Annotated in this window: 17 protein-coding genes; 13 read left to right on the plus strand and 4 right to left on the minus strand. The window is 71.3% G+C overall.

Annotated elements, in window-relative coordinates; translation table 11 throughout:
• The first annotated feature begins 96 nt into the window (after positions 1-96).
• From ACA511_RS00860 to ACA511_RS00870, 3 genes are all read left to right on the plus strand, one after another.
• A complete protein-coding gene (locus ACA511_RS00860) occupies positions 97-1,656 on the plus strand; it encodes an alkaline phosphatase D family protein (protein WP_375022054.1) in 1,560 nt (519 codons plus the stop codon).
• Positions 1,657-2,039: 383 nt separating this feature from the next.
• Positions 2,040-3,368, plus strand: a complete 1,329-nt coding sequence (locus ACA511_RS00865) for an NYN domain-containing protein (protein WP_375022055.1) — start codon at positions 2,040-2,042, stop codon at positions 3,366-3,368.
• Between the two features lie 80 nt (positions 3,369-3,448).
• Positions 3,449-4,096 carry a tol-pal system YbgF family protein gene (locus ACA511_RS00870; protein ID WP_375022056.1) on the plus strand — a complete coding sequence of 216 codons (648 nt, stop codon included), beginning with the start codon at positions 3,449-3,451 and terminating at the stop codon, positions 4,094-4,096.
• 70 nt (positions 4,097-4,166) lie between these two features.
• On the opposite strand, the gene ACA511_RS00875 is transcribed toward ACA511_RS00870, so the two are convergent.
• Positions 4,167-4,691 carry a hypothetical protein gene (locus tag ACA511_RS00875; protein WP_375022057.1) on the minus strand — a complete coding sequence of 175 codons (525 nt, stop codon included), beginning with the start codon at positions 4,689-4,691 and terminating at the stop codon, positions 4,167-4,169.
• Between the two features lie 71 nt (positions 4,692-4,762).
• Here ACA511_RS00875 and pyrE point away from each other — a divergent pair, with 71 nt between their 5' ends.
• Positions 4,763-5,299 (plus strand): orotate phosphoribosyltransferase, encoded by a 537-nt coding sequence (gene pyrE, locus ACA511_RS00880; protein ID WP_375022058.1) that lies wholly within the window; start codon positions 4,763-4,765, stop codon positions 5,297-5,299.
• 9 nt (positions 5,300-5,308) lie between these two features.
• On the opposite strand, the gene ACA511_RS00885 is transcribed toward pyrE, so the two are convergent.
• Together ACA511_RS00885 and ACA511_RS00890 are read right to left on the minus strand one after the other, a co-directional pair.
• Positions 5,309-5,542, minus strand: coding sequence for a RodZ domain-containing protein (locus ACA511_RS00885; protein WP_375022059.1), 234 nt, complete (start codon positions 5,540-5,542; stop codon positions 5,309-5,311).
• 246 nt (positions 5,543-5,788) lie between these two features.
• A complete protein-coding gene (locus tag ACA511_RS00890; RefSeq protein WP_375022060.1) occupies positions 5,789-6,514 on the minus strand; it encodes a DedA family protein in 726 nt (241 codons plus the stop codon).
• A 166-nt stretch (positions 6,515-6,680) separates the two neighbouring features.
• Here ACA511_RS00890 and fbaA point away from each other — a divergent pair, with 166 nt between their 5' ends.
• From fbaA to ACA511_RS00920, 6 genes are all read left to right on the plus strand, one after another.
• Positions 6,681-7,709: a class II fructose-bisphosphate aldolase gene (gene fbaA / locus ACA511_RS00895; RefSeq protein WP_375024662.1), complete on the plus strand. Its 1,029-nt coding sequence runs from the start codon at positions 6,681-6,683 to the stop codon at positions 7,707-7,709.
• Positions 7,710-7,783: 74 nt separating this feature from the next.
• On the plus strand, positions 7,784-8,233 hold the full coding sequence (locus ACA511_RS00900; protein WP_375022061.1) for a winged helix-turn-helix transcriptional regulator: 450 nt from the start codon (positions 7,784-7,786) through the stop codon (positions 8,231-8,233).
• A 48-nt stretch (positions 8,234-8,281) separates the two neighbouring features.
• Positions 8,282-8,818 (plus strand): GNAT family N-acetyltransferase, encoded by a 537-nt coding sequence (locus ACA511_RS00905; RefSeq protein ID WP_375022062.1) that lies wholly within the window; start codon positions 8,282-8,284, stop codon positions 8,816-8,818.
• A gap of 53 nt (positions 8,819-8,871) precedes the next feature.
• Positions 8,872-9,294, plus strand: a complete 423-nt coding sequence (locus ACA511_RS00910; protein ID WP_375022063.1) for a DUF3151 domain-containing protein — start codon at positions 8,872-8,874, stop codon at positions 9,292-9,294.
• Between the two features lie 141 nt (positions 9,295-9,435).
• Positions 9,436-10,719, plus strand: a complete 1,284-nt coding sequence (locus ACA511_RS00915; protein WP_375022064.1) for an adenylosuccinate synthase — start codon at positions 9,436-9,438, stop codon at positions 10,717-10,719.
• Positions 10,720-10,781: 62 nt separating this feature from the next.
• Positions 10,782-11,597, plus strand: coding sequence for a glycerophosphodiester phosphodiesterase family protein (locus ACA511_RS00920; protein WP_375022065.1), 816 nt, complete (start codon positions 10,782-10,784; stop codon positions 11,595-11,597).
• 84 nt (positions 11,598-11,681) lie between these two features.
• Here ACA511_RS00920 and ACA511_RS00925 read toward each other — a convergent pair whose 3' ends face one another.
• Entirely contained in the window at positions 11,682-12,767 is a 1,086-nt protein-coding gene (locus tag ACA511_RS00925; RefSeq protein WP_375022066.1) for a magnesium and cobalt transport protein CorA, read from the minus strand.
• 368 nt (positions 12,768-13,135) lie between these two features.
• On the opposite strand from ACA511_RS00925, the gene purD reads away from it, so the two are divergent.
• The 3 genes from purD to ACA511_RS00940 are packed head-to-tail and all read left to right on the plus strand — an operon-like array spanning position 13,136 to position 16,529.
• A complete protein-coding gene (purD, locus tag ACA511_RS00930) occupies positions 13,136-14,395 on the plus strand; it encodes a phosphoribosylamine--glycine ligase (RefSeq protein WP_375022067.1) in 1,260 nt (419 codons plus the stop codon).
• A gap of 15 nt (positions 14,396-14,410) precedes the next feature.
• Positions 14,411-15,721 carry an adenylosuccinate lyase gene (gene purB, locus ACA511_RS00935; RefSeq protein ID WP_375022068.1) on the plus strand — a complete coding sequence of 437 codons (1,311 nt, stop codon included), beginning with the start codon at positions 14,411-14,413 and terminating at the stop codon, positions 15,719-15,721.
• A 25-nt stretch (positions 15,722-15,746) separates the two neighbouring features.
• On the plus strand, positions 15,747-16,529 hold the full coding sequence (locus tag ACA511_RS00940) for an MOSC domain-containing protein (protein WP_375022069.1): 783 nt from the start codon (positions 15,747-15,749) through the stop codon (positions 16,527-16,529).
• Positions 16,530-16,536: the final 7 nt, after the last annotated feature.

Here is a 16,536-nt window from a genome sequence, read left to right on the forward strand (position 1 = left end):
GACGCGGGGTCCGATCCGCTAGAGAGACGGTCTATGAGCGCTTTGGTTCTCGGACCCCATCTCCGGCATGTGAGTCACCACACCGCGACGATATGGGTGGAGACCGAACGGCCCTGCGAGGTGCGGGTCGTCAGCGAGGAGCACGGGGTCGACGCGTCGGCCCGGACGTTCACCGCGCACGGCCACCACTACGCGCTCGTGGAGATCGACGGGCTCGCGGCGGGGTCGCGCATCCCGTACGAGGTGCGGACCGACGGCGAGGCCGTCTGGCCCGAGGACGACGGGTCCCCCCCGTCCCAGATCAGGACGCTGGACGAGAGCGGCGGGCTGCGGATCTCGTTCGGGTCCTGCCGCCGCTCGCCCGGCACCGTCGAGGAGTTCGGCCACGACGCGCTCGCCGCGTTCGCCGAGCGGCTGCGGACCGGCGGCGACGCGGTGACCTGGCCGGACATCCTGCTCATGGTCGGCGACCAGGTGTACGCCGACGAGCTGAGCGACGAGATGCGCGCGTTCATCGGCGCACGTCGCGGGCCGGACGAGCCGCCCGCCGACGAGGCCGCCGACTTCGAGGACTACACGCACCTCTACCAGCTGGCCTGGCACGGCGATCCGGCGGTCCGGTGGCTGCTGTCGACCGTCCCCACCTTCACGATCTTCGACGACCACGACATCCGGGACGACTGGAACACCTCCCACGCGTGGCGCGAGGAGATGTGGGCCCAGCCCTGGTGGCGGGACCGCATCACCGGCGGGATCGGCTCGTACTGGATCTACCAGCACCTCGGGAACATGTCGCCGCAGGACCGCGCGTCCGATCCCGTCTTCGCGGCGCTGCGCGAGGCGTCCGACAGCACGGGCGACGCGGGCGCCGTCCTGGACGAGTTCGCCGAGAGGGCCGACAAGGAACCTGCCAGTACGCGCTGGAGCTATGCGCACGACTGGGGCGGCACCCGCCTGATCGTCGTCGACAGCCGATGCTCCAGGCTCCTCACCGCCGACCGCCGCGGAATGCTCGACGACGCGGAGTTCGAGTGGCTGGACGGCCGGTGCCAGGGCGGCATGGACCACCTGCTCATCGCCAGCTCGCTGCCCTACCTGCTCCCCATGGCGATCCACCACGCCGAGTCCTGGAACGAGGCCGTCGCCGGCGGCGCCTGGGGCAGGCAGGGCGCGCGCGTCGGGGAGAGGATCCGGCAGGCCGCCGACCTGGAGCACTGGGCCGCGTTCGAACGGTCGTTCCGCGCCGTGGCCGCCGACGTCGTCGCCGTCGGGCGCGGTGAGCGCGGGCCCGCGCCGGCGAGCATCTCGTTCCTGTCGGGCGACATCCACTTCTCGTATCTGGCGCGGGTCACCGACCCCGGCACGCAGTCGAAGGTGTCGCAGATCGTCTGCTCGCCGCTGCGGAACCCGCTGCAGGGCAAGTTCAAGTGGGCGAACCGCGTCGCGTACTCGCGGGCGGCGGGCGCCCCGTTCCGGCTGCTGGCGAAGCTCGCGAAGGTGCCCGTCCCGCCCATCCGGTGGCGGATGACCGAGGGCCCCTGGTTCCACAACGCCATCGCCACCGTCGAACTGTCCGGGCGGGACTGCAACGTGCGCTGGGAGACTCCGGACGGCGGCGCGGACCTCACCGAGATGGGCCGCGCCCGAATCATCTGACGGACCGCTTCACCCGGCCGCGCCCCACGAAAAGGAAAACGCGCCCGAAATGTATGACGGTCAGTGGTCAAGCCGCCACAATGAGCAAGACCGCGAAAGGTTTCGAGTTCCCCGCAAATCCCGAAACCGAACGCGTGACCTGCCGTCTCCCCGTAAAGATCATGCGGAAGCGCGGGGCGGGGCCGAAACGGCTGGTAGCGTCCGCCGCGGCTCCAATTTCATTGTTACCGGGGAGTCGCCAACGGGCGGGTCGTCATGAAAGAGTGGCGAATCGCCGTATCGGCCTACTGGGCTGCAGCGCTTCACTACGCTATAAGCGCCCCGGGTCGCTACGTCTGGTCGGGCACGCTGTGAGCTCCCGTGTTGAGGAAGGACGGTGCCGCATGGATCGCTGCGCGCTGTTCGTTGACGCCGGCTATCTGCTGGCGGACGGCGCCATGGCTGTGCACGGCACGCGCCACCGTGAGACCGTCTCGTGGGACTTCGGCGGTGTTCTGCAGCTCCTCGGCAACCTCGCGAGGGAACGCACCGGGCTGCCGCTGATGCGCTGCTACTGGTACGAGGCGACGATCGAGGGCCGCCGCTCGCCCGAGCACGACGCGCTCGCCGACCTGCCCGGCCTCAAACTGCGGCTCGGCCGGGTCCGCCCCGGCCGCCGCGAGGGCGTCGACACCGAGATCCACCGCGACCTGATGACCCTGGCCCGCAACGGCGCGCTCGCCGAGGCCGTCCTGGTCAGCGGCGACGAGGACCTCGCGCAGATCGTCAGCGACGCCCAGGACCTCGGCGTCCGCGTCACCGTCGTGCACGTCGCCGTCGACGGCAACTGGACGATCTCCCGCGTGCTGCGGCAGGAATGCGACGACCTCATCGAGATCGGCTCCGGCCACCTGCGCCCCTACGTCAACCTGCTCGCCGGAATGGACGCCATGTCCGGCTCCTCCCTCGGCACGGGCCCCCTGTCCAACGGGCACGGCGGCGCCAACGGGCACAGCGGCTCACTCGGCCCCCTGCAGACGACCTCGCACAACGGGCCGCCGCCCGCGTCCCCCGTGAGCGGGCCGCCGGCGCCGTCCGCACCGTCCGTCCGCGACCTCGGCCCGGCGATGACCGGCGGGCTGAGCAGCGGCTCCACCGGCGTGGGCACCGGCCCGATGCCGCTGCCCAACGGAACCGGCGGCGGCCTCGGCGGATCGTCCTACGGCGGCGGCCAGCAGGCCCCGCTCCAGCCCGCCTCCACGTCCGGGCCGTCGTCCACCCACGCGCCCTCGGCGCCGCCCATGCCGCCGAACCCCGGGCCGCAGTACAGCTCGTCGCCGATCCCCGCGCCGTCCCCGCCGCCGCCCCCGCAGACACTTCCGCCGCAGACGATGCCCCCGCAGACGATGGCCCCGCAGCAGCAGGTCGGCCACTCCGGCCCCTACACCGGGCCGCAGCAGCTTTCCCCCGTCCCGGCGCAGACCACCCCGACCCTCTCGGACGCGGTCAAGGCCGCCCACCAGGAGGGCCAGGACTTCGGCGAGTCCGTCGCCCGGGACGCGCCCGCGCTGTGGCTGGAGGCCGTCCTCGCCCGCAAGCCGCGCATGCCGTCCGACCTCGAGGCGCGCCTCCTCCAGGGCTCCTCGCTGCCGATCGACTTCCTGCTGCACGACGAGGTGCGGCACGCGCTGCGCCGCGGATTCTGGGACGCGCTAGAACGTTCCCGCAGGTGAGCTGACAGATACGCGGCGGTATTCGACGATCATCGTCGATTCGCCCGCTTCGGCCGGGCGCCGCCGGGTAGCGTTGAAGCGTGACGCATGTGACGGAAGACGATCTCGACGACCTGGAGTTCGACACCCTGCGCACCGGCGATCACATCTCGGCGGCCCGCCGGCTGTCCGAGCTGGCCGACTCGGTCTCCGGTGGGGTGTCACGCGCCAACGTCCTGCTGCGCGCGGGCGAGCAATGGCAGCACGCCGGCGACCACGGCCGAGCCGCCGAGCTGTACCGCAGTGCCATGGAGGACGGCGGCGAGACCTACGGCGACCCGCGCGCCTACCTCGCCGACGCGCTCTTCGAACTGGACCGGGCCGACGAGGCCCGCAAACTCCTCGACCAGATCCGCGCCGACAGCCCGCGCGACCCCGAGGTGTACCGCGCCGTCGCCGAGGTCCTGTACGCCCAGGGCGACGCGACCGGCGCCCACGAATGGGCCACCAGCGGCGCCGACGTCGTCCTCGCCCTCCGCGACCGCGCCGTCGGCACCGGCATGGGCGGCGGCCCCGACGAGGCCCCCGCCCCCGACGCCGACTCCCTCACCCCGGGCCCCGACGACGTCGCCATCGCCGAGGACAGCCTGGAGGCCCTCCTCCGCCTCCGCTACCGCGCCCGCGTAGACCTGGGCCGCAACGAAGACGACTACGACGCGCTCCTGGACGACCTGCTGAAGAACGGGTGACTCATCGGGCTCGGTCCCGTCTCCGTCGTACCGCTTGAGTGGGGGCTCGGGCTCGTCCGCGGGCGTGTGGTCACAGCAGGGCGATCAGTTCGCTCAGGGATTGGGCGACGGTCGTGGGGGGCTCGTGCTCGGTTGCGGTCCAGCCGCGCAGGCGCGCCTCTCTGAGGGCCTGCTCGTGGCCGGACGAGGCGGAGTGGTCCGCATGGGTGCGAAGGTACCCGCAGGGCGCCTCGGGCCAATCTGGGGCCACGGGGAGGTCGTTCTCGGGGGCGCCGTGGTCGTGCTGTCCGCGGCGGGGCAGATCGGCGTCCACGAACACGAAGCCGCCGACGGGACGGTGGGCCGCGCGCTGCGCGAGGGCGATGCCCGGCAGGAGGGGGCCCGCGGCGCCGTGCGCGACGAGGACGAGCGGCACGGCCGGGTCGGTCGCGGTGATGATGAGCGAGACGCGGGCGATGTAGCGGGGGCCGGTCTCGTCCGGGACGTCCGGCGCCACCACGTCCAGGCCGTACGAGCGGAGCATCTCGGGCAGATCGCCCCAGGAGGCCGCTGTGGCGTGCGGGGCGTGCAGCAGAACCACCGTTCCGGGTGTCACCCGCCGAACCTACACGCGGTCCCCGGCCGGCTCACACCCGAGCCTGATCACGGACCTGGGAGGATACAGGGGTGAGCGATCGTGACGAGCTGCTGCAGCTGATCAAGGACAAGGCCGTCGTGCACGGCGACTTCGTGTTGTCGTCGGGGAAGCGCGCGTCCTGGTACGTGGACCTGCGCCGGGTGACGCTGGACGGCGCCGCGGCGCCGCTGGTGGGGCGGGTGATGCTGGACGAGACCGCCGACCTCGGTTACGACGCCGTCGGCGGGCTGACGCTCGGCGCCGACCCGGTCGCGGCGGCGATGCTGCACGCGGCGGCGGCGCGGGGGCGGACGCTGGACGCGTTCGTCGTCCGCAAGGCGGGCAAGGCGCACGGGCTGCAGCGCCGCATCGAGGGGCCGGACGTCAAGGGCCGCCGCGTCCTCGCCGTGGAGGACACCTCGACGACGGGCGGGTCCGTCCTGACGGCGGTGGAGGCGCTGCGGGAGGCCGGGGCGGAGGTCGTGGCGGTCGCGACGATCCTGGAGCGGGGCGCGGCCGGGCGGATCGCGGAGGAGGGGCTCACGTACCGCCACCCCTACGACGTGGCGGACCTGGGGCTGGCTTAGCGGCCGCGGTCAGCCCTTGGCCTTCACGAGCCACTCGCCGCGCCGGCCCGCGGGCTTCTGCGGTTGCAGTTCGCCGTAGATGACGACCTTGAGGGAGCCGCCGTTGGCGGCGACGACCGAGAGGGGCGCCTGGTCGTACTTGAGGGAGTCCCCGGTGTTGAGCTGGCCGTTCGTGAGCACCTTGCCGCCGGAGTCGGCGACCCGGACGACCACGGTCGTGGGCTGGCCGGTCACGCTGATCACGAGCGGGACCTCACTCGCCGGCGTCGTCTTGCCGTTGCCGCTCGGGGACGTCCTGCCGCCGTCGCCGTCGCTGGGCGAGGCGGCCGTCGATGATGGTCCCTTCTGTTCGGGTTCGCCCGTTACCGCGTTGACCAGAGCCGTGCCACCCACCACGAGAAGGGCCAGTGCGGCCAGCACGGCCAATGCCGCGATCAGTATGCGCGCGAGACCCCTAGGGTCCGACCGATGACGTCCCACATGGGGAGGTTAGCGATAACTGTCACCGCTGAGCGACGGTCGTGACTCTTCGGGACCATTCTTATTCGGACCGCGGTCCGATTTACGCCCCTTCAGGACCTCCCGGATGATCGGGATGACCGACAGGACGAGGATGATCGCGACCCCCGGCAGGATGTACTTCTCGACGTCGGGCACCTCGGAACCGAGGAAGTGGCCCAGCAGGAACAGGGCGTCCGTCCAGAGGATGCCGCCGATGGCGTTCCAGACGAAGAATTTCTTGGCGTCCATGCCCAGCATCCCGGCGAGCGGGTTGAGGAACGTCCGGACGATCGGGATGAACCGGGCGAGCACCACCGCCTTCGCGGGACCGAACCGGTTGAAGTAGTACTCGGCCTTGTCCACCCACTCCTTCTTGAAGATGCGGGAGTCGGGCCGGTCGAAGAGCTTCCGGCCGTATCTGGCGCCGAGCCAGTGCCCGAGCTGGGCGCCGGCGATCGCCGCGATCGGGCCGCCGATGAGCAGCCAGGGCAGCGACAGGGGCTGGAAGTCCTGCCCGTTGACGGTCGAGACCGCCGTGAGGATCCCCGCCGTGAACAGCAGCGAGTCGCCAGGAAGGATGCAGCCGAACAGCAGTCCGGTCTCGGCGAAGATGATGGCGAGCACGCCGATCGTCGCGAACGTGCCGAAGAGCTGCAACCATGCGGTCGGGTGCAGCCACTCGGTGATGTTTAGGGGAAGGGTCGTGAGATCCACACCGCGAGCGTACCTTTCAACCTGCTCCTGATAGGCGGGATACTGAGGGTGGACGGCATGCCCGACCCGGAAACGTGTGACCTGGGGCCCCACCTGGGTACGCGGACGTCCGGGTGCTACCGCCCGGCGCGACGGCCCGGCGGCACCGCTGCGTATTGAAAGGACGCTGACAATGCCCATCGCAACGCCCGAGGTCTACGCGGAGATGCTCGACCGTGCCAAGCAGGACGGTTTCGCCTTCCCCGCGATCAACGTGACGTCCAGCCAGACGCTGAACGCCGCGCTGCGCGGGTTCGCCGAGGCCGAGAGCGACGGGATCGTGCAGGTGTCCACCGGCGGCGCCGACTACCTGTCCGGCTCCACGGTGAAGGACATGGTCGTCGGCTCGACCGCGCTCGCCGAGTACGCCCGGGTCGTGGCCGCCAAGTACCCGGTGAACATCGCCCTGCACACCGACCACTGCCCGAAGGACAAGCTGGACGGCTTCATGCGTCCGCTGATCAAGATCTCCCAGGAGCGGGTGGCGCGCGGCGAGGAGCCGCTGTTCCAGTCGCACATGTGGGACGGGTCCGCCGTCGAGCTGCACGAGAACCTCCAGATCGCCGCCGGGCTGCTGGAGGAGTGCGCCAAGGCCCGCATCATCATGGAGATGGAGATCGGCGTCGTCGGCGGCGAGGAGGACGGCGTCGCCAACGAGATCAACGAGAAGCTGTACACGACGCCGGGCGACGCGATCGCGACCGCCGAGGCCGTCGGCGTGGGCGAGAAGGGCCGCTACATCCTCGCCGCGACGTTCGGCAACGTGCACGGCGTCTACAAGCCGGGCTCGGTCAAGCTCCGTCCCGAGGTCCTCAAGGACATCCAGGACGCGGTCGGCGCCAAGTACGGCAAGGACAAGCCGTTCGACCTGGTCTTCCACGGCGGCTCCGGCTCGTCGCTGGAGGAGATCCGCGAGGCCGTCTCCTACGGCGTCGTCAAGATGAACATCGACACCGACACCCAGTACGCGTTCACCCGCCCGGTCGCCGAGCACATGTTCCGCAACTACGACGGCGTGCTGAAGGTCGACGGCGAGGTCGGCAACAAGAAGCAGTACGACCCGCGCTCGTGGGGCAAGGCCGCCGAGACCGCGATGGCCGCCCGCATCGTCGAGGCCGCCGAGAACCTCCAGTCCGCCGGCAAGAAGCTGAAGTAGGCACACCGCGACGACGGCCCCAGGGGATGTCCCCTGGGGCCCGTTGTTTCATGAAACTCGGGTAGGGTTCGAGTGTGGCACTACCCCGCACGTACGAGTCACAGAACTGTTCGGTCGCCCGGTCGCTGGAGGTCGTCGGCGACCGCTGGACGATGCTGGTCGTCCGCAGCGCCTTCCAGGGCGTTCGGCGGTTCGACGACTTCCAGGACGTCCTCGGCGTGGCGCGCAACGTCCTCACCGACCGGCTCAACCGGCTGTGCGACGAGGGCATCATGCGGCGCGTCCCGTACCAGCAGCGTCCGGAGCGCCACGAGTACCGCCTCACCCGCAAGGGCGTCGAGCTGTGGCCCGCGGTCATGACCCTGCTGATGTGGGGCGACCGCCATTACGCGCCCGACGGCCCGCCCCTGATCATCGGTCACCGGGGCTGCGACGGGACGCTGACCCCGGATTTCACCTGCGACTCCTGCGGCGCGCACCTCGGGCCGTCCGACGTGGCGCCGCGGCCCGGCTCCGGCGCCTGACCGCCTTTTGAGTTGCTTCACGCAACTTTCTGCGGTCCAATGAGTTGCATGACAAAACTCGATGTGCGCGGCGCCGCCCGCATTGACGCGGCCCTGGCCGACGTGCGGATCCGTCCGTACGGCATCGGCGACGGGCCCCGCGTGCGCCGGATGTCTGACCGCCTCTCCTCCGCCAGCCTCTACACGCGGTTCTTCTCGGGGACGCCGCGCGTCCCCGAGCACTACGTCGGCCTGCTCGACCGCCTCGACCACTGGGACCGCGAGGCCCTGATCGGCCTGGACGGCGACGAGATCGCCGGCGTCGCCGAGTACGTCCGGGACGCCGAACGGCCCTGGCGGGCGGACGTCGCCGTCCTCGTCACCGACCCGTGGCAGCACCGGGGACTCGGCACCACACTGGTCGCCTACCTGTCGCAGCTGGCCGGACGGCGCGGCATCAGCGAGTTCGACGCGGACGTCATCCTCACCAACCGGCAGGCGCTCCTCCTGGTCCGGCACGGCTGGCCGTCCGCCGACTCCACCCGGGACGGCGGCGCGGCCCACTTCAGCCTGCCGCTCCCCATCCCCGCCCTGAACCGGGCCTGACCGGGGCGGTCGCCGGTACCCAGGTTGAGGAGCACCGTCCGGACCTGCCTACGATGGCGCGCATGACCCAGAACCTGCTCGGCGGCCCTCCTCCGACCGAACTGCCGGACAACACCGAAGCCCGGACGGCCCTGGAGAACGGCGTCGACCCGTTCGAAGTCGCCGCGCGCCACCCGGACCACCCGGGCGCGTGGGCCGAGCTGGCCGACCGTGCCTTCGCCAACGGCTCCGTCATCGACTCCTACGCCTTCGCCCGCACCGGCTACCACCGCGGCCTCGACCAGCTGCGCCGGGCCGGCTGGAAGGGCCAGGGCCCCGTCCCGTGGGAGCACGAGCCCAACCGCGGCTTCCTGCGCGCCCTGCACGCCCTGGGCCGCGCCGCCGCCGCGATCGGCGAGGACGCCGAGGCCGACCGCTGCAAGGCGTTCCTGCGCGACAGCAGCCCCACCGCCGCCGACACGCTCAACGGCGCATAGCGCCCGGCGGCGCGCGGGCCCGCTGACCAGCGGGCGGATCCGGCTCCGGTTTCCTTGCCGCCCCGGTGCGGGTACGCTTTGATCGCAAGAGGCCCCTTCGCTTGCGGCGACCGGGGCCTTCGTCGTGGGAAGGAAAGTGGCATGCCCGCCATCGTTCTTGTCGGTGCCCAGTGGGGAGATGAGGGCAAGGGCAAGGCAACAGACTTGCTCGGCGGGGACGTCGACTACGTCGTCCGCTACCAGGGCGGCAACAACGCCGGCCACACGGTGGTCATCGGCGACAAGAGCTACGCGCTGCACCTGCTGCCGTCCGGGGTGCTCTCGCCCGACGTCGTCCCCGTCATCGGCAACGGCGTGGTGATCGACCCGGCCGTCCTGCTCCAGGAGATCGACGGGCTGCGGGAGCGCGGCATCTCCTGCGAGCGCCTGCTGATCTCGGCGAACGCGCACCTGATCATGCCGCACCACCGGGCCCTCGACAAGGTCACCGAGCGGTACCTCGGCAAGGCCCGGATCGGCACCACCGGGCGCGGCATCGGCCCCACCTACGCCGACAAGATCAACCGGATGGGCATCCGCGTCCAGGACCTGTTCGACCCGAACATCCTCACGCAGAAGCTCGACCTGTCGCTGCGCGAGAAGAACCAGGTCCTGACGAAGGTCTACAACCGGCGCCGCATCGAGACCGGCCCGATCGTCCAGGAGTACCTGGCCTACGGCGAGCGCCTGAAGCCGTTCGTCGCCGACACCACGCTGGTGCTCAACAAGGCGCTCGACGACGGCAAGATCGTCCTGCTGGAGGGCGCCCAGGGGACGCTGCTCGACATCGACCATGGCACGTACCCGTTCGTGACGTCGTCCAGCCCCACCGCGGGCGGCGCGTGCGCGGGCTCCGGCGTCGGCCCCACGAAGATCACCCGCGTGATCGGCATCCTGAAGGCGTACACGACGCGCGTGGGCTCCGGGCCGTTCCCGACCGAGCTGCTGGACGAGCAGGGCGAGTACCTGCGCACGACCGGCGGCGAGTACGGCGTCACCACCGGCCGCGACCGCCGCTGCGGCTGGTTCGACGCCGTCATCGCCCGCTACGCGACCCGCGTCAACGGCATCACCGACTACTTCCTGACCAAGCTGGACGTCCTGTCCGGCCTGGAGCGGGTCCCGGTGTGCGTCGCCTACGACGTCGACGGTGAGCGCGTGGACGAGATCCCCACCACCCAGACCGAGTTCCACCACGCCAAGCCGATCCTGGAGTACCTGGACGGCTGGCAGGAGGACATCACCGGCGCCAAGAAGTTCGAGGACCTGCCGCCCAACGCGCAGGCGTACGTCCGGGCGCTGGAGGAGATGTCCGGCGCCCAGATCTCCGCCATCGGCGTCGGCCCCGGCCGCGACCAGACGCTCGAACTCCGCTCGCTTGTCTGACGTCGCCGCCCGGTTCGGCATTGTTCACCGCGCGTTCGGTGACGGACGGTAACGTGCGTGCGGTGATCCCTACCGTCGAGGTGCACGGGCACCGGGGCGCGCGCGGCCTCCGCCCGGAGAACACCCTCCCCGGCTTCGTCCACGCCCTCGACCTGGGCGTGGACGCCATCGAACTGGACGTGGGCCTGTCGGCGGACGGCACGGTCGTCCTGAACCACGACCAGGTCCTCTCACCGAGGAACCTCGCGGACACCGCCCCCGCCCAGCCCGACGACCCGGCGTTCCCCTACGTGGGCAAGCCGATCCGCGAACTGACGCTCGCCCAACTCCGCACACTGGACGCGGGCGGCGGCGCGGGCATCCCCACCCTGGCCGAGGCATGCGCCCTCCTGGCCCCCGCCGGCGCGACCCTCTCCGTAGAACTCAAGACCGACCCCACGTGGACGGACGAGGAAGTAGAACTCTTCACCGCCGCCGTAGTGGACGTCCTGAAGACCTACGGCGTCACCCGCAGAACCCGCCTCCTGGCCTTCGACTGGCGCATCCTGACCGAAGCCCGGCGCCACTACCCCGGCCTAGGCCGCGTGGCCCTGATCGAACGCAAGACCCTCGTCCCAGACTCCCCTTGGCTCGCGGGCCTCTCGCCGGACGACCCGATCGCCGCCGCGGCGGCGATCGGCGCGACGGCCGTCTCCCCCGAGCACGTCATCACCACCCCCGAGTTGGTGGACGTGGCCCACACCCTCGCTCTCCCCGTCATCGTCTGGACGGTCAACGACCACGAGGACATGACCCGCTTCATCAAGTACGGAGTCGACGCGATAGTCACCGACTACCCGGACATCGCCGCCGACGTCCTGTCCACCGCGGCGCTCTAAGCCACCGCCGCCCGCCCCCGTGCGCCCAGAATGATCGCGCTTCCTGGCCTGCCCGTGCGCACGGGCAGGCCGCGGGGCTCCGGGTTAGAGCCAGCCGTTGCGGCGGAAGCCCCGGTACAGGGACAAGCAGGCGCCGGCGATGATGCAGAGGATCATCGGGTAGCCGAACTGCCACTGGGTTTCCGGCATGTACTTGAAGTTCATGCCGTAGACCCCGGCTATCGCCGTGGGGACCATGAAGATGGCGCCCCAGGCGGAGATCTTGCGCATGTCCTTGTTGTCGGCGACGGTGACCTGCGTCATGTGCGCCTGGAGGATCGGGTTGAGGAGCTCGTCGTAGGACTCGACCTGCTCGCGGACGCGGGTGAGGTGGTCCTCCACGTCGCGGAGGTACTCCTTGATCTCGGCGGGGACGAAGCGGCGGCCGGTGAGGTGGCGCAGCGGGCCGGCGAGCGGGCCGACGGCGCGCTTGAGCTGGATGACCTCGCGCTTGAGGCGGTAGATGCGGCGGGACTCGTCGGTGCGCTCGGGGGAGAAGACGGCCTCCTCCACCTCGTCGATGTCCTCCATGACGGCGTTCGCGACGCCGACGTAGCCGTCCACGACGCGGTCGGCGACGGCGTGCAGGACGGCGGCGGGGCCGAGCGCGAGGCGGGCCGGGTCGCGCTGCAGGTCGCGGCGGACGGCGCCGAGTTCGCCGTGCGCGCCGTGCCGGACGGTGACGACGAAGTCGGGCCCGCAGAACAGCATGATCTCGCCGGTGACGACCACCTCGGAACCGCCGGGCTCGCTCGGGACGTAGCCGACGGTCTTCATGACGACGAAGTGCACGTCGTCGTAGCGCTCCAGCTTGGGCCGCTGGTGGGCGTGGATCGCGTCCTCGACGGCGAGCGGGTGCAGGCCGAAGACCTCGGCGATGTCGGCGAGTTCGGTGGCGGACGGCTCGTGGAGGCCGACCCAGACGAATCCGGCGCTGTCGCCGTCCGGGGTGAGGCGTCCGTCGCGGACGAGGCGGACGGCGTCCGCGACCGTGCCGGTGCAGACCCGGTGGCCGTCGATGTAGGCGGCCCAGTCGATGACGGCGGAATCCCGGTTCGGAGCCTGCACGCCGGTGGGGCGGCCGCGCGTCTTGAACAGCGCGCGACCGGGGCGGACTCGTGTCATGGCCATGAGGTGCTCCTAACCCGCCGGCCGCGCACGTAGCGCGCGCTCAACCCAGGCTGGTCAGCGAAGGGAGCGCGCGAGCACGGTGGCCGGACGCCAGATGGAGGCGGACGGAGGGGCAGTCCTGCTCGGACTGTGAGGGTTTTCCGGCGAACTGCAAGGATCACCAGGACTCATCCCGACCACCTCCTTTCACGCACCTCGACAGCGGGCGGTCAAGCCCGTGGCAGCCTACCAGCCGACATTTAGGACGCTGCCCACAACGGAGAGGTTCACTCGCCCCCGCTGTGACAGCCGCCTCACCGCCCTCAACGCCCGTCGCCGCCGGGTCATGCCCGCCCTCCCCGGCACCGCGACCAGTAAGCTCGCGTCACGTGCGAGTACTCGTCCTTGGATCGGGTGGCCGCGAGCATGCGCTCGCCCGCGCCCTGCACCGCGACCCATCCGTCACCGCCCTCCACTGCGCCCCGGGCAACCCGGGCACGGCCGAGATCGCGGACAACCACCAGCTCGACCCGTGCGACCCGACGGCGGTGACGGAGCTGGCCGAACGGCTGCGCGCCGACCTCGTCGTCGTCGGCCCCGAAGCCGTGCTCGTGGCGGGCGTCGGCGACGCCCTGCGCAGGGCCGGGATCCCCTGCTTCGGCCCGGACCGCGCCGCCGCCCGCATCGAGGCGTCCAAGGCGTTCGCGAAGGAGATCATGGCGGCGGCCGGGGTGCCGACCGCCGAGGCGCGCGTCTGCGACACGACCATGCAGGTCGAGGAGGCCCTGGACGCGTTCGGCCCGCCCTACGTCGTGAAGGACGACGGCCTGGCGGGCGGCAAGGGCGTCGTCGTCACCGGCGACCGCGCCGCCGCGTCCCGGCACGCCTCCGCCTGCGAGCGCGTCGTGATCGAGGAGTTCCTGGACGGCCCCGAGGTGTCCCTGTTCGCGCTGTGCGACGGGCAGCACGCCGTCCCGCTGCTCCCCGCGCAGGACTTCAAGCGCGCCTACGACGGCGACGACGGCCCCAACACGGGCGGGATGGGCGCCTACACGCCGCTCCCCTGGATCTCCGCGGAGCTGGTGGACGAGGTCATGTCCGCGGTCGTCCAGCCCGCCGTGGACGAACTGCGCCGCCGCGAGATCCCCTACGTGGGCGTCCTGTACGCGGGCCTGGCGCTGACGTCCAAGGGCGTCCGCGTGGTGGAGTTCAACGCGCGCTTCGGCGACCCCGAGACCCAGGTCGTCCTGGACCGGCTGGCCACCCCGATCGCCAAGCTCCTCCAGGCGTGCGCGATCGGCGGCCTCGACCCCGCGTTCCGTCCCGAGTGGCACCCGGGCGCGGCCGTCGCGGTCGTCGTCGCCGCCGAGGGCTACCCGGACGCCCCCGTGAAGGGCGACGAGATCACCGGCCTGGAGGAGGCGTCCAAGGTCGACGGCGCCTACGTCCTGCACGCGGGCACGAAGCCGGGCGGCGAGGGACGGCTGGTCGCCGGCGGCGGCCGCGTCCTGAACGTGGTCGGCACCGGCCCCGACCTCCCCACCGCCCGCGCGACGGCCTACGAGGCCGTCTCCCACATCGCCCTGCGCGGCTCCCACCACCGCACCGACATCGCCCTCAAGGCCGCCGACGGCGTCCTCCCTGGATGATGGGACAATCATCAGGTGATCGAGCGCTACACACTTCCGGAGATGGGCCGCGTCTGGAGTGACGCGCACAAGTACGAGCTGTGGTGCCAGGTGGAGGTCCTCGTCGTCGAGGCCCACGCCGAGGCCGGCACCATCCCGCCGGAGGTGGTGGAGCCGGTGCGCAAGGCGCCGCCGCCGACGCCGGAGGCGGTGCACGAGATCGAGGCGGTCACGCAGCACGACGTGATCGCCTTCCTCTCGGCATGGGCGGACAACACCGAGCCCCGCGAGGCGGCCCGGTTCGTCCACTTCGGGATGACGTCGTCCGACCTGCTGGACACGGCGCTCGCGCTGCAGCTCGTCGAGGCCACCGACATCCTGCTCGGCAAGGCCGACGCGCTCGTCGCGACGCTGCGCGACCACGCCCTGGCGCACCGGGGCACGCTGCGGGTCGGGCGGACGCACGGCATCCACGGCGAGCCGGACGTGTGGGGCCACCGCGTCGCCGACTTCGCGTTCGCCCTGGCCCGCTCGCGGGACCGGCTCCGCCGCGCCCGCGAGGCCGTCGGCGTCATGGCGATCTCGGGCGCGGTCGGCACCTACTCCAACATCGATCCCGCGATCGAACTCCACGTCGCGCGGAAGCTCGGGCTGAAGCCGGCCGACGTGTCGACGCAGGTCGTGATGCGCGACGGCATCAGCGAGTGGGTCTCGGCCCTGGCGATCACGGCGACGGTGTGCGAGGCGATCGCGCTGGAGGTCCGGCACGGGCAGCGCACCGAGGTCCGCGAGCTGTGGGAGCCGTTCGGGAAGGGCCAGAAGGGCTCGTCGGCGATGCCGCACAAGAAGAACCCGATCATCTCCGAGCGGCTCGCCGGGATGGCGCGGATCGTGCGGGCGCAGATCGTCCCGGTGCTGGAGGGCATACCGCTGTGGCACGAGCGCGACATCTCGCACTCGTCCACCGAGCGGATCGCGCTGCCGGACGCGTCCATCGCGCTCGACTACATGCTGAACCTGACGAACCGCCTCATGTCCGGCCTCGTGGTGGACGAGGCGCGGATGACGGCCAACCTGGAGTCGACGGGCGGCCTCATCTACACCTCGACCGTGCTGCTGGAGCTGGTGGAGGCGGGCATGTCGCGCGACGATGAGGCGTACCCGCTCGTCCAGAAGGCCGCGATGGAGACCTGGGAGAGCGGGACGCCGTTCCGCGAGACGCTCCGCAGGCGCGCCGCCGAGGCGGGCCTGGAACTGGACGAGAAGCGCCTGGACGAGGTCTGCCGTCCGGAGCGCTTCGTCGAGCGGCTGGGCCCGGTCTTCGACCGGCTCGCCGCGCTGAGCTGACACCTCTGAAACAACAGGAGGGGCCTTGACGGGGACCCTGACCGAGCTGAACGCCTACCCGCTCAAGAGCGGCGGCGGAACCGCGCTGCGCAGCGCCGAACTGACGGCCAGGGGGCTGCCGTTCGACCGTGAGTTCATGCTGGTCACTCCCGAGGGCCGTTTCCTGTCGCAGCGGGACCTCGTGCAGATGGCGCTCTTGCGTCCGTCCTACGACGGCGAGGTCCTCGCAGTGGACGCTCCCGGGGCCCCGTCGCTCGTCCACAAGGCTGTGGACGACGGTGAGGTCCGGGACGTGACCGTCCACCGGAAGGAGTGCCAGGGCGTCGACCAGGGCGACGAGGCGGCGACCTGGTTCTCCGAGCTGTTCGACACCGACTGCCGGCTGGTGCGCTTCACCGGTCGGCGGACGACGTCCAGGGGCGAGGGCGAGGTGATGTACGCCGACGGGTACCCGTTGCTGGTCATCTCAGCCGAGTCCTTGGACGACCTCAACACGCGCTTGGACGAACCCCTCCCGGTGAACCGTTTCCGTCCGAGCCTCGTCATCGAGGGGCTCGGCCCCTACGGCGAGGACGACGTCCGCCTCCTGCGCGTGGGCGGCGCGGTCATCGAGATGGTCAAGCCGTGCGCCCGCTGCCTCATCACGACCACCGACCAGGAGACGGCTGAGCGCGGCCGTGAGCCGCTCCGGACGCTCGCCGCCTACCGGACACGCGACAGGGGCATCCAGTTCGGCTACAACGCCGTACCGCGCCTCCTGGGCACGCTCACGGTCGGCGACGAGGTCGAGGTGCTGGAGGCGCGCTGAGCCGCCC

The organism is Actinomadura sp. GTD37 (assembly GCF_041951365.1).
Lineage (GTDB): Bacteria > Actinomycetota > Actinomycetes > Streptosporangiales > Streptosporangiaceae > Spirillospora.